Origin of the sequence: Novosphingobium sp. TH158 (assembly GCF_002855555.1) — a bacterium.
Classification (GTDB): Bacteria; Pseudomonadota; Alphaproteobacteria; order Sphingomonadales; family Sphingomonadaceae; genus Novosphingobium.
The window spans coordinates 128,617-143,614 of record NZ_PKRT01000002.1 but is presented as its reverse complement, the minus strand read 5'-3'; the positions used below and the strand labels follow the sequence as shown (position 1 = coordinate 143,614).

Here is a 14,998-nt window from a genome sequence, read left to right as displayed (position 1 = left end):
TCGTCGGCTAAACCCGTCCTATCGACCAACCGGAGCCCCTTCCACCCAGCGTGGAGGGGGCTCTTGTCTTATCCGGGGGTACGCTTGCCGAGGAACTGGCTGAGCGGATTCGGCCCGCGCATGCGCGCCTTGTCCGGGTTCATCGCCTCGTAGACGACTGCATTTTCCAGCACCCGCTGCACGTAATTGCGCGTTTCCGACAGGCCGATGCGTTCGATCCAGTCGATCCAGTCGACCGCTCTGGTGCGCGGGTCGCCGTTGGCGCGCAGCCACTTGTTCACGTTGCCGGGACCGGCGTTATAGGCGGCAACGGCCAGCGGATAGCTGCCGTTGAAATAGGACAGCACCCGCTGAAAATAGCCATCGCCCAGCCGCAGGTTGTAGCTGGCATCGCCCATCACCGCTTGCGGATCGTAGGGCAGGCCCATCTTGCCTGCCTGCTCGCGCGCTGTCCCCGGCATCAGCTGCATCAGCCCGCGCGCGCCGGCATGGCTTACAGCGTTCATCGCGAACTGGCTTTCCTGCCGGCTGATCGCGTGCACCATGGTCCAGTTCGAACCCTGCGGCACGGGGATGAGCGGATAGCTTGTGGTCCGGTAGATGCCGTGGCCGTCGACATGGGCTGCCTGGCCAAGGATCACGCCCAGATCGCGCCGCCCGATTTCGCGTGCCAGATCGGCAACGAGAACGTGATCGGTCTCGCTCTCGGCCTGGTCGGCGATCTCGCGGAAAAAGCGAACGGCGGTCGGCCAGTCGCTTTCCCTTGCAACCTCGCGGACCGCCTGGGTGATCGGGCGATCATTGAAGGCATCACGCTGCGCCCGCGACGGGCGGGCCGAGGGGCCGCCGGCAAGCGTCGGGATCTGCTGGCCCAGCCGCTCAAGCGCCAGCATGCCATAGAACTGGTCGGGATATTCGGCAGCGGCCCTGAAATAACGCTGCGCTCCGGCCTGATCGCCGGCCAGCGCCATTGCCCGGCCGGCCCAGTAGAAGCCCTTCGAGCGCGTCTGCGGCGTGCGTGCGGCAGCGCCATAGCGCCAGAACAGCGGCGCGGCACCGCGCGGATCGTTGAGGTGGTACAGCGACCGCTGGCCGCCAAGCCACATCAGCGAGGTGTAATCATCACGCAGGTCGAACGAGAGCTGGCTGATATCCTGCCCCGGCGCAAAGCCATCGTCGATCTTCGCGGCAATCCGCACTGCGGTCGATGCATCGGCATCGCGCGCGGCGGCCAGTTGCAGCTCCACCCACTTTTCCGCATCGAGCGGCGGGCGCGAAAGCGCGGGGCGGTTGGCAAGCAACGATGCGGCAGAGAGCTTCTCGTTGATCCGCCGCAGCTGCCGTGCGCGGTTATACAGCCAGCCCGCATCGGAATAGGCCCCCGCCGGCACCACCAGCGTCGTGTCGCCGGGATCGTTGCCTTGCAGGGCGGCCAACCGCGAAGCGAACAGCGGCCGCATTGCCAGCGAAACATTGTCCATCTGACGGGCCGCGGCCTCGCTCAGTCCCGCCCATAGCAGGGCGTCCATGCGGGCGTCGTGATCGGCAACGGTCAGTTTTCCGGCGAGCATTGCGGCCAGCGGGCCTTCAAGCCTTTCGCCCGCCGCACCGCCGCGCCACGCCGCAAGTCCCTGCGCCTGTGCCTGGGCGAGCCGCCCGGACGAAGCGAGGGCGAGGGCATATTGCGCCCGCGCCGCATTAGTCAGCGGTGACATGCGATCGAAATAGGCGACCACGCGTGAGGCATCTGCCCCCTCGCGATCGAGTGCGCGTTCGGCATTACGGCGGAACTTGGCCTCGTTGGGCAAGCCGGGATAGGACAGGACGAAGCCGGAATAGTCGGCAAAGCTCAGCGAATCGGACTGGTTGAGCATCTTCCAGCGCGAAATCGCGAAGGCCATGTCCGTGGGCCCGCTCTGCCGGTGTCGGGCGCGCGCATGGTCCCATTCGCCGCCTTCACCCACCATCGGGATCACCAGCGGGGCACTGGGCCGGGGCGCACCTTCCTGCGGTTCGCTGCCGGGCCGGTAGCCTTCGGGCAGCTTCTGCACGACCGGGACCGACACGCTCTGGGCGAGCGCGGGGGCCGAAACCAGGAGGCCGATCAGCAGGGCGAGGGGGCGATCAATGAAAAAACGTGGCTTCACCATGCTGGACATTTTCGCCAAAGGCTCCTTATCAGGCGCTGAACACACGACCCCTTGACCGCGGATTGCGCGATCCGAGCGTTCCTTGGGGCAAACGACGGGATATTGTCCATGTTTTCCGGTTCCATTCCGGCTCTGGTGACTCCTTTTCGCGATGGAGCGTTCGACGAACCGGCCTTCCGCCGCCTTGTCGAATGGCAGATCGAGAACGGCAGTTCGGCACTGGTGCCCTGCGGTACGACGGGGGAAGCATCGACGCTTTCCAATGCCGAACACCACCGCGTTATCGAAGTCTGCATCGAACAGGCCGCCGGCCGTGTGCCGGTGATCGCCGGCTGCGGCAGCAACGATACGATGAATGCGCTGCTACACCTGACCTTCTCGAAGAAGAGCGGCGCGGCGGCGGGGCTCTGCGTGGCGCCTTACTACAACCGGCCCAGCCAGGCTGGCCTGATCGCGCATTTCAGCTATCTGGCCGAACATACCGACCTGCCCATCGTGCTTTACAACGTGCCGGGGCGCACCGTGGCCGATCTCAAGCCGGAAACGGTGATCGAGCTGGTCAATCGCTATCCCGACAGCTTCATCGGCATCAAGGACGCCAGCGGCGATCTCAGCCGGGTGACCGACCACCGGATGGGCATCAAGCACGCCTTCGCCCAGCTTTCGGGCGATGACGAGCTTTGGCTGCCGCACTCGGCCGCGGGCGGGGTGGGCTGCATCTCGGTAACGACCAATGTCGCCCCCAAGCTGTGTTCGGAGTTCCAGGCGGCGATCGCGGCGAATGACCTGACCAGGGCGCGCGAACTGAACGACAAGCTCTATCCGCTGCACTACGCGATGTTCGCCGATGCCAGCCCCGCACCCTGCAAGTATGCGCTCAGCCGCGTGCATGACTGGATCACGGATGATTTGCGCCTGCCGCTGGTCAAGGTTGGCGATGCGGTGAAGAAGCAGGTGGACGAGGCGCTTGAACACGCCGGGCTGATCTGATGCCGCCGCGCATCCCCCCGCTTCCGCGCGAGGAGTGGACGGACGCTGCCCGCGATGTCTTCGCCTATTGGGAGGGGGATGAGGCGCGCCAGAACGGTTCGCGGTCGAACACCATGATGGTGCTGGCCCAGCACCCGGCGCTGGCCATGGCCAGCCTCGATTTCGGCAAGTACTTCATGGTTGCCGCCACCCTGTCGGGCCGTCTCCAGAAGATGATCGTGCTGCGCGTGGCGCATCGCACCGGTTCCACTTACCAGTGGACGCACAATGCGCTGGGCGCGCAGCAGATCGGCATGACCCCCGCCGAAGTGGAAGCGCTCGCCAGCCCGCTCGAAGCCGGGCAATGGTGCCCGTCGGAACGGGCCATGCTGCGGGTGATCGACCAGTTGCTTGACGGCGGCCGCATCAGCGACGACGCCTGGGCCGAAGCCAGCACACACTTCGACAAGCGCCAGATGCTCGATCTGGTGCAGGCCACCGGCTATTTCACCACCGTCGCCTGGACCTTGCTGGCCGCAGGCGTGGAGATCGAACCGGACTTCGCCGAATTCTCCAGGAACCGCGCGAAGGCGGACTGACCGCTTCGCGGCGCACCCCGGCGCAGCTGCCGGAACTGTGCCACAGGCCGCAGGTTGTGCCGGCATGGACCGGGTGCCCAGTCATATCCACGATGCGCCACTGCGCGCTGCCGCCTCTGCCCATCGGCGAGCGGTCGTTTTCCATGCTCCCGATGGCCGCGTCTTCGCCCTGACGCCCGAGGCCGTCGAGCAATCGCTGGCCGGCATGGCAGAGGCCGCGCGGCTCGCAGGTGCGAACGGTGCTTGCCGGGGCACGGTGCTGTTCCGCCATTTTCCGGCCTTTCGCCCGGTTGCCAGGCTGCGCCAGCGCATGATGCTGGGCGCCGGGCAGGGCAGCAGCCAGCGGCGGCTCGTAGCCCTGCTGCTGGTGCCGATTGTCTTCGTCGTGCTCGCTGGGAGCGGCGCGATCGCGCTTCTGGCCTGGCTGGATGGCAAGTCGCCGGCGCTCTGGTGGCTGCTGTTGCCGCTGTTCGCCCTGGGCGCGGCGCTGCCCATTGCCTGGCGAATCGCTCCGCACCTGATGGCCTGCGACGAGAGCCGCCCGCAGCAGCGAAGGGCGCAGCTTCGGCTTGTCTAGCGACATCAGGCGCAAACGCCGCTTTCCAAGCGGGCACGGCATCCCTACATGGCGGCAATCATGGCCCGCCCGACTCCCGCCCAGTTCGACAAGAAGAAGGTCGTCGCCGAAAACCGGCGCGCGCGCTTCGATTATCATATCGAGGACACGACCGAGGCGGGCATCGCGCTGACCGGCACCGAAGTGAAGAGCCTGCGCTTCGGCGAGGGCTCGATCGCCGAATCCTATGCCGAAGTGAAGAACGGCGAGGTCTGGCTGATCAATTCGAACGTGCCCGAATTCAGCCACGGCAACCGTTTCAACCACGAGCCCAAGCGTCCGCGCAAACTGCTGCTGCATGAGCGCGAGATCGCCAAGTTCACCGGCGCGGTAGAGCGCAAGGGCATGACGCTGGTGCCTTTGTCGATCTATTTCAACGGCCGGGGCCGGGCCAAGGTGGAACTGGCGCTCGCCAAGGGCAAGAACTCTGCCGACAAGCGCCAGACGATGAAGGAACGCGACTGGAAGCGCGATCAGCAGCGCATCTTGCGCGAACACAAGTAGGGCTTGCTTGCGCGCCGCCTTTGTCGCGCTAGAGCCGCCCTTCATCGTGTTGCAAGGATTTGCTGCCTAGGCTCCCCTTTCAGGAGCCCGAGTGAATGACTACATCTGCAAGGCCCATGGGAATGTTCACACGCATCGCCGCCTGGAGTGACCGTAACCTGCCCAAGCGCGAAGAGCTTGAGCAGGTGCGTTTCGTCGCCCCGCTGGCGCGCCGTGCGGAACTGTGGCGTTTTACCCGCCGGTCTGTGCCGCGCGGGGTATTCGTTGGCCTGCTGATCGGCATCTTCGCCCTGATCCCGGGTATCCAGATCGTCGGCGCGGCGCTGATGTGCGTGCCGTTCCGCGGCAATATCCCGATCGCCGCGGCCATGACATTCCTGTCCAATCCGGCGACCACGCCCTTCATCCTGGCGGGTTCGATCTATGTCGGCAACACGCTTGGCTACCATGCCGATATCTCGACCTTCCAGACGCTTTATTCGCACGGCGCCGGGATCGACAAGTGGCTCGGCTGGCTGTTTTCCGATGCCGCGCCATCGCTCGTATCGGGCCTGCTGATCATCAGCCTGGTGGTTTCGGCTGTGGGTTACTTCATCGCGGTCTTTACCTGGAACTGGTGGGTACGGCACAAGCGCCGCGTGAAACTTGAAGGCATGAAGGCGGATCAGGGGTGAGCGCTTCGGCGCAATCTCCCAAGCAATCCCGGACCGAATGGCTGGCACTCGTGCTGGCCGTTGCGGCGTCGTTCGCCCTCGTCTGGTTCGCCACGCGCTCTGTCGCGGTCCTGGCAGGTTTTGCCGGCGGAACCATTGCCCTTGGCGGAATTGCCTTCCTTTTCATCCGCCGTCGCGGGCCCGAACCGCAGGCCGAATGGGCCTTGCCGGACTGGTCGGTTACCGTCGCTGCGATTGCCCGGCCCGATGCCGGAATGTGCATCACCGATCGCGCCGGGCGGCTGACCTGCGCCAATGCCCTGTTCGAAAGCTGGTTCGGCACCGGCCAGTCGCCGCCCAAGCTTGACGTCGATGGCCCCTCGCTCGAACGGCTGGCCAAGGCGGCGCGCACGGCCTGGCGCGACGGGTTGGGCACTGCCGACCTTGTCGAAGGGGCACAGGGCCGATGGCGGGCCGAGGCGGAGCGGGCCGGGCGGGGCGACGATTACCTCGTATGGCGCTTTGCCCCGCTGACGGTCGCCGACCCCATTGCCGATACCGTCCGCGCCATCGAGGGCAAGGCCGGCCGCGCCATGGCGAAATACGGCATTGCCGCCGCATTGGTCGATGCCGATGGCATGATCCGCAGCGCCAGCCCCGGCTTTGTCGAACGCGCGACCGGCGATCCGCGCGCGCTGGTAACCGGCAAGCCGTTCGTCTCGTTCCTCCAGCAGGACGACCGCGAGAGGTTGAGCTGGGCGCGCGAAGGCCGGCGCGGCGCGGCGCTGACCATGTACTACGTGCCGGTCGCCGATCCCGACGGGCCAGAGCCAGACATGGACGAAACGCCTTCGCTGATGCTGGTGGTAGACGCCGGCATCGCCATCGGCAGCAGTCCGGAGCGGGATGTCCCCACCGCCGCCCCGCATCTGGAAGCGCTGCTAGGGCAGTTGCCGCTCGGCCTCGCCATGGCCGATCGCGATGGGCACATGCTGTTTGCCAACCCCGCCTTCATGCGTGCGGCCGGGATGGAGGGCGAGCCGCCTCCGCCCTATCCGACCGACCTGGTGGTCAAGGAAGACAAGGGCGCGCTCTCCGATGCGGTGCGCCGTTTTGCCCAGGGACCGGCCGCCAGCGGCGATATCGCCGTGCGGCTCAAGCATCAGCCGGACGAGCCGGTTTCGCTCAGCCTTGCCGGCGTTCGCGGGCTTGGCGAAGCCGCCGTGCTGCTGGGGCTTACCGACAGCACCGAGGAAACCCGGCTTAAGCGACAGGTCGCCCAGGCCACCAAGATGCAGGCGGTGGGCCAACTCGCCGGCGGCGTGGCGCACGATTTCAATAATGTGCTCACCGCCATCCTCGGGACCTGCGATCTCATGCTGCTGCGTCATACGCCGGGCGACAGCGACTATGACGATATCCAGCAGATCCGCGCCAATTCAAACCGCGCGGCCTCACTGACCCGACAGCTGCTTGCCTTCAGTCGCCAGCAGACGCTGCGCCCCGAAGTGCTGCAATTGCCCGATGTCGTCGCCGATATCGGCCAGATGCTGAAGCGGCTGGTGGGCGAGAAGATCCAGTTCACCATCACCCATGACCGCGATCTCGGCCCGGTCCGTGCCGATCCGACCCAGCTGGAACAGGTGATCGTCAACCTGGTGGTCAATGCGCGCGATGCCATGGCGGGCAAGCTGGATGGGCACGCAAAGCTTACGCTCTCCACCCGCCGGATCACCGCCGACACCGTGCGCGCCATGCGCAGCGAGATCATCCCGCAGGGCGATTATACCGCGCTGGTGGTCGAGGACACGGGCAGCGGCATTGCGCCTGAGCACCTCGGCAAGATTTTCGAACCCTTCTTCACCACCAAGGAGCAGGGCCGCGGAACCGGGCTGGGGCTGTCGACCGTCTATGGCATCGTCAAGCAATCCGGCGGCTTCATCTTTGCTGATAGCGAGCAGGGCCGGGGCACCAGGTTCACCGTTTACCTGCCCGTCCACCACGGCGAACCGGCCGCAGCCGGCGATGTCGCAAAAGCCGAGCCGAAGGCCGCCTGGGGCGGCGGCGGGCGCGTGCTGCTGGTCGAGGATGAGGACACCGTCCGCGCCGTTGCCGAACGCGCTCTCTCCCGCGCCGGCTACACGGTCACCTGCGCCTCCGATGGCGAAGAAGGGCTGGAACTGGTGCAGCAGGGCGGCGAGTTCGACCTTGTCGTTTCCGATGTCGTCATGCCGGTGATGGATGGCCCCGCCATGGCCAAGGCGATCCGCAAGCTGCATCCGGGCATGCCGGTGCTGTTCATGTCGGGCTATGCCGAGGAACAGCTGCGCAAGGAAATCGACCTCGAAGGCGTCCATTTCCTGCCAAAGCCGTTCTCGGTCCAGCAGATCAGCGACAAGGTGGGGACCGTGCTCGGAGCCCGGTGAGCGGCGTTCCGGCAATGAGAACAAAAAAAGATCGTTCCACTCTTGTTCCGTAGGAACAAATGCGATACACGAATCGCAGAGGTTGACCTTTCCGGTCGCCGCCACCTAGGCAGAGGGGACTAACCATGGCAGCGCAGCTCAAGCTGATTCAGGAAGGCAAAGACAAGGATATGGACCGGCAGAAGGCGCTTGAAGCGGCACTCGCACAGATCGATCGGGCGTTCGGCAAGGGGTCGGCAATGAAGCTCGGATCGAAAGAGGCGATGGAGGTGGAAGCCATTTCCACCGGCAGCCTCGGGCTCGATATCGCGCTGGGCATCGGTGGCCTGCCGCGTGGCCGCGTGATCGAGATCTACGGGCCGGAAAGCTCGGGCAAGACCACGCTTGCCCTCCATGCGATTGCCGAGGCGCAGAAGGGCGGCGGCACGGCTGCCTTCGTCGATGCCGAGCACGCGCTCGATCCCGTCTATGCCAAGAAGCTGGGCGTCGACATCGATGAACTGATCGTTTCGCAGCCCGATACGGGTGAGCAGGCGCTGGAAATCGTCGACACGCTGGTGCGCTCCAATGCCATCGACGTGCTGGTGGTGGACTCGGTTGCCGCACTGGTTCCCCGCGCCGAAATCGAAGGCGAAATGGGTGACAGCCACGTCGGCCTCCAGGCCCGCCTGATGAGCCAGGCCCTGCGCAAGCTCACCGGTTCGATCAGCCGCTCGCGCTGCATGGTGATCTTCATCAACCAGGTGCGCATGAAGATCGGCGTGATGTACGGCAATCCGGAAACCACCACCGGCGGCAACGCGCTCAAGTTCTACGCCTCGGTCCGCCTCGACATTCGCCGCACCGGCCAGATCAAGGACCGCGACGATATCGTCGGCAACACCACCCGCGTGAAGGTCGTCAAGAACAAGGTGGCCCCGCCGTTCAAGCAGGTCGAATTCGACATCATGTATGGCGAAGGCATTTCGAAGATCGGCGAAATCCTCGATCTCGGCGTCAAGGCCGGCATCGTCGAAAAGTCGGGCGCGTGGTTCTCCTATGACTCGATCCGCATCGGTCAGGGGCGCGAGAATGCCAAGACCTACCTCAAGGAAAATCCCGAAGTTTGCGACCGTCTGGAAGCCGCGATCCGCGGCCGGACCGACAAGGTCGCCGAAGAGATGATGTCCGGCCCGGACGCGGACGACGACATCTGATCTTCAAGGAGCCGCCAAGCCCGCGCCTCGGCGCGGGTGGCTCGGAACCAGCAGCCGGCGCGAAGGTCCCCCCTTCGCGCCGGTTTCCGTTTGTTCGCTTCACGCAGCCTCGGCCAGCCTTGCCCTTACGACCTCGTCGGCCTGCTTGCCGCCCAGTTCCGACAGATGGTCGAATGTCGCCGTGAAGCTCGCCAGGCCCTGACTCATGGAGCGCAATTCGGAATCGAGACCGTGCAGACCGGCTTCGGGCAACAGTGCTTCGACGCGCTCCCAGCGGGCCCAGTCGGGGTGCGGAGACAGACCAAGGATCTGGCCCCGGCGACTGGAAAGAACCGACCCGGCCTTCGATCCCGTGCCGGCAGGCGTATCGACGCTGATCCGGACGACCGGTTCAAGCAGGTAGGGGGAGGCCATAGCCAGAGCTTCGCCCATGGCCATCCTGCCCGCGATCCGGAATGCAAGCTCGCTCGAATCGACGGAGTGGCACGATCCGTCGGTCAGTGTCACTGCGACATCGACCACCGGAAAGCCGAGCGGACCGCGCTCCATGGCATCCCTGATACCCGCTTCGACAGCGGGGATATATTGCCGCGGGATGGCGCCGCCGGTGATCCGGTCCTCGAAGACAAAGCCCGACCCGCGCTCGAGCGGGCGGATCTCGATCACGCAATCGCCGTACTGTCCGTGTCCGCCCGACTGTTTCTTGTGCCGCCCCCGCGCCCCGGCCGCCTTGCGGATCGATTCGCGATAGGCGATTCGCGGTGGGCGGCCTTGCACGGCCACGCCATAGCGCCGCTCCAGCCGCGACAGCACGACCGACAAGTGCTCGTTGTTGATGCCGCGCAGCACGGTCTCATGGCTGGCATCATCCTGCAGCCATTGAAGCGCCGGGTCTTCCTCGCACAGGCGGTGAAGCGCGGTGGAGAGCTTGACGTCATCCTTGCGATCACGCGTGGAGATCGCGATCGCCGCATTGCGCACCGGTGCGCCGATTGGCGTTTCGCCAAGAACCCCGGCGCTCCGGCTGCCCAGCAGCGAGCCGGGCCGGGCACCGTCCACCTTGGCCACGGCGATCACGTCTCCGGGTGCTGCGCGGGCCTGTTTCGCGGTCTTTTCACCCTGCACGAAAAAGATCGATCCGGTGCGCGACGGCTCCCCATCGACCAGGAGCTCGGCACCTTCGCTCAGCGGTTCGCCCAGCACCCGGCCGAGCGCCAGCCGTCCCATGGCGCCGGCATTGGTTACCTTGAAAACATGCAACGCGCCGCCCCCGGCCAGTCCAACGCGCTCGCTCGCTGCGACCGGCGTGGGAGCCTCGTGGCGCAGGAACTTGAGCAGTCGGTGCACGCCGCCATCCCCAAGCGCCGAACCAAGCAGCACGGGCACGATCTTGTTCGCACCAGTATCGGCGGCAAGGTCGCCCATTACAGTTGCCTGCTCCGGCTGCTCGTCCATCAGCAGGGCTTCCATTAGCGCAACGTCGAAATCGGCCAGCGTTTCGAGCAGGTGCGTGCGCTCTTCCTTCTCACGCAGCAGCACGTCGCCCGGGATTTCCACCCGCTCGCTTTCCTTGCCGGGGCGGTAGCGATAGGCCCGTTCCAGCGCGAGATCGACGTAGCCGGTAACATGGTCCCCCTCGCGAATGGGAATCTGCCGCAGGGCTAGCGGTTCGCGGCTCATCGGCTGCAATTCGGCCACCAGTTCGCGCACGGCCCCGGCGCGGGCGGTTTCGATCTTGTTGACGAATATCGCGTGCGGCAGGCCCAGCTCGTCCAGCCGCCGCAGCACGGGTTCTACCAGCGCGGCGCGTTCGGGCGAGGGGTCTATCACCACCAGCGCCATGTCGGCCGCTGGCAGGGCCGCGAGCGCATCGGCAGCAAAACCGGGCGCACCGGGGGTGTCTATCAGGGCAAAGCGATCGCCCATGTAGTCGAAATGCATCAGGTTCAGCTCGGTCGAGCCGCGTCGCGCCCGGGCCTCGGGGCTGGTATCGCCCACCGTATTGCCCGCCTCTACCGAACCCTGCCGGTTGATCGCGCCACTGGCAAATAGCAGCGCCTCCGCCAGGCTGGTCTTACCCGTGCCTGCCGGTCCGACCAGAACGACCGCACGGGTGGCTTTGCTGCCATCGGGTGTACTGCCAAACGGGGTGTTGCCCATTGTCCGCCTCCTCGTCGATGAGGCGCGCCGGGCGCTCCGTGCGTCAGACGCGCACTGGGACATGGGAAGGGATGGTCTGCCTCTTGCCGGTGAGTCGCAAGCGGAATCTGCATTGCTGCGCCAGAGGGCGGTGCCTAGACAGGGGGCATGACCGATGTTCGAGACTGGCAGGAAGGCGTGGGCAAGGCCTGGGCCGCATCGTGGAAGCTGACTGACCGGTCCTTCGCCGGCCTGACCGCGCAATTGCTCGATACGCTGTCCGGGATGCCGGGGCGCCGGGTGCTCGATATCGGCTGCGGGGCGGGTGAGCTTTCGCTGGCGCTGGCCCGGCTGCGGCCCGATGCCGAAGTTATCGGCGTCGATGTTTCGGCAGACCTTCTCGCCGCGGCGCGCGATCGTGCGGGCGGCAATCCGCGGGTGCGCTTTATCGAGGCAGATGCGGCGGTGTGGAACGGCGACGGTTTCGAACCGGACCTGCTGGTTTCGCGTCACGGGGTGATGTTCTTCGATGATCCGCCGGCGGCTTTTGCCAATCTGCTGGACCTTGCCGCCCCGCAGGCGCGGATGATCTTCTCCTGCTTTCGCTCGCCGCAGGAAAACGGCTGGGCCAGCGGGCTTGCCGCGCTCCTGCCCGGCGGTGGTCCCAGGCCCGATCCCCATGCGCCGGGGCCCTTCGCCTTTGCCGATGCCGGGCGCGTCCACGCCCTGCTCGAAGAGGCGGGCTGGCATGGTGTGCGGATCGAGGCGCGCGATTTTGCCTATGTGGCAGGCACGGGGGATGGTCCCGTGGCCGATGCCATGGCCTTCTTCCAGCGGATCGGCCCTGCCGCCCCGGTCCTGCGCGCGCTGGAGGGCGAGGAGCGGCAGGCTATTCTTGAGCGGATGGAGCGCTGGCTGGGCGGCAACCTGCACGATAGCATGGTCGTGTTCCCTGCCGCCGCCTGGCAGGTCACCGCGCGCAAGGGTTGATCACCGGTTGACGAACCTGCGCCTAGAGACTTGCCGCATTTCCGCGCCTGCCCTATCGGCGCAGGCATGACTTCGACGAACGAAATCCGCCGCTCCTTCCTCGAATACTTCGGCCGTAACGGGCACGAGGTGGTGCAATCGGCGCCGCTGGTTCCCTACAACGACCCGACCCTGATGTTCACGAACGCCGGCATGGTGCCGTTCAAGAACGTTTTCACGGGGCTTGAGACGCGCGGCACCCCGCGTGCGACCAGCAGCCAGAAGTGCGTTCGCGCCGGTGGCAAGCACAACGATCTCGACAATGTGGGCTACACCGCGCGCCACCACACGTTCTTCGAGATGCTCGGCAACTTCTCGTTCGGCGACTATTTCAAGGAACAGGCGATCACCCACGCCTGGACCCTGCTGACCAAGGAATGGGGCCTTCCCAAGGAAAAGCTGCTCGCCACGGTCTATCACACCGATGACGAGGCGTTCGAGCTGTGGAAGAAGATCGCCGGTCTGCCCGAAGACCGCATCATCCGCATCCCCACCAAGGACAATTTCTGGGCCATGGGCGATGATGGCCCGTGCGGTCCGTGCTCGGAAATCTTCTTCGACCATGGCGATCACATCTGGGGCGGGCCTCCGGGATCGCCGGAGGAAGATGGCGATCGCTTCATCGAGATCTGGAACCTGGTGTTCATGCAGTTCGAGCAGGCGGCGGGCGAGATCGTTTCCGAACTGCCCAAGCCCAGCATCGACACCGGCATGGGGCTGGAACGTATTTCGGCCGTGCTGCAGGGCGTGCATGACAACTACGATACCGACACCTTCAAGGCGCTGATCGCCGCCAGCGAAAGCCTGACCGGCGTCAAGGCCGAGGGCGAGACGCAGGCTAGCCACCGCGTGATCGCGGACCACCTGCGCTCCACCTCGTTCCTGCTGGCAGACGGCGTGCTGCCTTCGAACGAAGGCCGCGGCTATGTGCTGCGCCGCATCATGCGCCGCGCCATGCGCCATGCCCACCTGCTGGGCGCGAAGGAGCCCCTGATGCACCGGCTGGTGCCCGCGCTGGTGGTCGAGATGGGCCAGGCCTATCCCGAACTTGGCCGCGCCGAACCGCTGATCCGCGAAGTGCTGGAGCGCGAGGAAACCAAGTTCCGCCAGACGCTGGCCAACGGCCTCAAACTGCTCGACGAGGCGACCGGCGGAATGAGCGAGGGCGGGGAACTTGCCGGCGATGTCGCCTTCAAGCTCTACGACACTTACGGCTTCCCCTACGACCTGACCGAAGACGCCCTGCGCGCGCGCGGCATCGGCGTGGACAAGGCCGGCTTCGATGCTGCCATGGCGCAGCAGAAGGCAGCCGCCCGCGCCGCCTGGAAGGGCTCGGGCGAGGCCGCCGACAGTGAAGTCTGGTTCGACATCGCCGAACGCGTCGGCGCGACCGAATTCACCGGCTACACCGCCTCCACCGGCGAGGCCCAGGTCGTTGCCCTGGTCAAGGACGGCAAGGAAGTCTCCTCGGCCCAGGCCGGCGACAAGGTGACAGTCATCACCAACCAGACGCCTTTCTATGGCGAAAGCGGCGGCCAGACGGGCGATGCCGGCACGATCACCGGCGCCAACGGCCTTGCCATTGCGGTGGCCGATACGGCCAAGCCGCTTGGCCGGCTTCATGCCCACAACGGCGTGGTGGAAAACGGCAAGCTGGAAGTCGGCGACATGGTGAAGCTCGATATCGATGTCGCGCGCCGCGATGCCATCCGGGCCAACCACTCGGCCACCCACCTGCTGCATGCTGCGCTGCGCCACCGCCTTGGCGGGCATGTGACGCAGAAAGGGTCGATGGTGGCGGCAGAGCGCCTGCGCTTCGACTTCTCGCAGCCCACGGCCCTCACGGCTGATGACATTGCCGCGATCGAAGCGGAAGTGAACGCCGAAATCCGCGCCAACGAAGCGGTCGTTACCCGCCTGATGAGCCCCGACGATGCCATCGCGGCAGGCGCCATGGCGCTGTTCGGCGAAAAGTACGGTGATGAAGTGCGCGTGCTTTCGATGGGCCGCAACACCGGCAACCAGCATTATTCGGTCGAACTGTGCGGCGGTACCCACGTGCGCGCCACCGGCGATATCGGCGTGTTCCGCATCGTTTCCGAAAGCGCTGTCTCTTCCGGCGTGCGCCGCATCGAGGCGCTGACCGGGGAGGGTGCGCGCCAGTGGCTTGTCGGGCGCGAGGAAGCGCTGAAGAGCGCTGCTTCGGTGCTCCGCACGACGCCCGACGAGGTCGAGGCACGCGTTACCGCCCTGCTTGACGAGCGCAAGAAGCTGGAACGCGAACTGGCCGAGGTCAAGAAGGCGCTCGCGCTTGGCGGGGGCGGGGCCAAGGCCGCCGCTGCCGACGAGGAAGTGGGTGGCATCAAGTTCTCGGGCCAGGTGATCAACGGTCTCGATGCCAAGGAACTGCGCGGCCTGCTTGACCAGGAAAAGGCGCGCATGGGTTCGGGCGTGGCGGTGATCGTGGCCGTGAACGAGGGCAAGGCCAGCATTGCCGCTGCCGTGACCGAAGACCTGACCGGCAAGGTCAGCGCGGTGGATCTTGTGCGGGCCGGCGTCGAAGCGCTGGGCGGCAAGGGTGGCGGTGGCCGTGCGGACATGGCGCAGGGCGGGGGTCCCGACGGGGCCAAGGCCGCTGATGCCATCGCCGCTGCAAGAAACGCTCTGGCCGGATAAGGCTTTGCAAGCTATCGTCCCCAAAGGATAATTTTTCCGGA

11 protein-coding genes are annotated in these 14,998 nt (G+C 65.9%); 9 read left to right on the top strand and 2 right to left on the bottom strand.

Annotation, left to right across the window (positions count from 1 at the left end):
* Positions 1-68: 68 nt before the first annotated feature.
* On the bottom strand, positions 69-2,159 hold the full coding sequence (locus C0V78_RS13740) for a lytic transglycosylase domain-containing protein (protein ID WP_254049951.1): 2,091 nt from the start codon (positions 2,157-2,159) through the stop codon (positions 69-71).
* A 99-nt stretch (positions 2,160-2,258) separates the two neighbouring features.
* Here C0V78_RS13740 and dapA point away from each other — a divergent pair, with 99 nt between their 5' ends.
* From dapA to recA, 7 genes are all read left to right on the top strand, one after another.
* Positions 2,259-3,140, top strand: coding sequence for a 4-hydroxy-tetrahydrodipicolinate synthase (gene dapA / locus C0V78_RS13735; RefSeq protein ID WP_101798488.1), 882 nt, complete (start codon positions 2,259-2,261; stop codon positions 3,138-3,140).
* Entirely contained in the window at positions 3,140-3,718 is a 579-nt protein-coding gene (locus C0V78_RS13730; RefSeq protein WP_101798487.1) for a carboxymuconolactone decarboxylase family protein, read from the top strand. Before dapA ends, C0V78_RS13730 begins: the two co-directional genes overlap by 1 nt.
* A 64-nt stretch (positions 3,719-3,782) precedes the next feature.
* Positions 3,783-4,295 carry a hypothetical protein gene (locus tag C0V78_RS13725; protein WP_101798486.1) on the top strand — a complete coding sequence of 171 codons (513 nt, stop codon included), beginning with the start codon at positions 3,783-3,785 and terminating at the stop codon, positions 4,293-4,295.
* Positions 4,296-4,355: 60 nt separating this feature from the next.
* The gene (gene smpB, locus C0V78_RS13720; RefSeq protein ID WP_101798655.1) at positions 4,356-4,838 is read left to right on the top strand and encodes an SsrA-binding protein SmpB; all 483 of its coding nucleotides are present in this window, start codon (positions 4,356-4,358) and stop codon (positions 4,836-4,838) included.
* Positions 4,839-4,960: 122 nt separating this feature from the next.
* On the top strand, positions 4,961-5,512 hold the full coding sequence (locus tag C0V78_RS13715; protein ID WP_101798654.1) for a DUF2062 domain-containing protein: 552 nt from the start codon (positions 4,961-4,963) through the stop codon (positions 5,510-5,512).
* Entirely contained in the window at positions 5,509-7,917 is a 2,409-nt protein-coding gene (locus C0V78_RS13710) for an ATP-binding protein (RefSeq protein WP_101798485.1), read from the top strand. Before C0V78_RS13715 ends, C0V78_RS13710 begins: the two co-directional genes overlap by 4 nt.
* Positions 7,918-8,042: 125 nt before the next feature.
* Positions 8,043-9,113, top strand: coding sequence for a recombinase RecA (gene recA, locus C0V78_RS13705; RefSeq protein ID WP_101798484.1), 1,071 nt, complete (start codon positions 8,043-8,045; stop codon positions 9,111-9,113).
* Positions 9,114-9,212: 99 nt separating this feature from the next.
* Here the strand turns inward: recA and C0V78_RS13700 are convergent, their stop codons facing one another.
* Positions 9,213-11,273: an elongation factor G gene (locus C0V78_RS13700; RefSeq protein ID WP_101798483.1), complete on the bottom strand. Its 2,061-nt coding sequence runs from the start codon at positions 11,271-11,273 to the stop codon at positions 9,213-9,215.
* Between the two features lie 147 nt (positions 11,274-11,420).
* On the opposite strand from C0V78_RS13700, the gene C0V78_RS13695 reads away from it, so the two are divergent.
* Complete coding sequence (locus C0V78_RS13695; protein ID WP_101798482.1) at positions 11,421-12,242, top strand: trans-aconitate 2-methyltransferase; 822 nt, start codon at positions 11,421-11,423, stop codon at positions 12,240-12,242.
* A 66-nt stretch (positions 12,243-12,308) separates the two neighbouring features.
* Entirely contained in the window at positions 12,309-14,957 is a 2,649-nt protein-coding gene (gene alaS, locus C0V78_RS13690; protein WP_101798481.1) for an alanine--tRNA ligase, read from the top strand.
* The last annotated feature ends 41 nt before the right edge of the window (positions 14,958-14,998 follow it).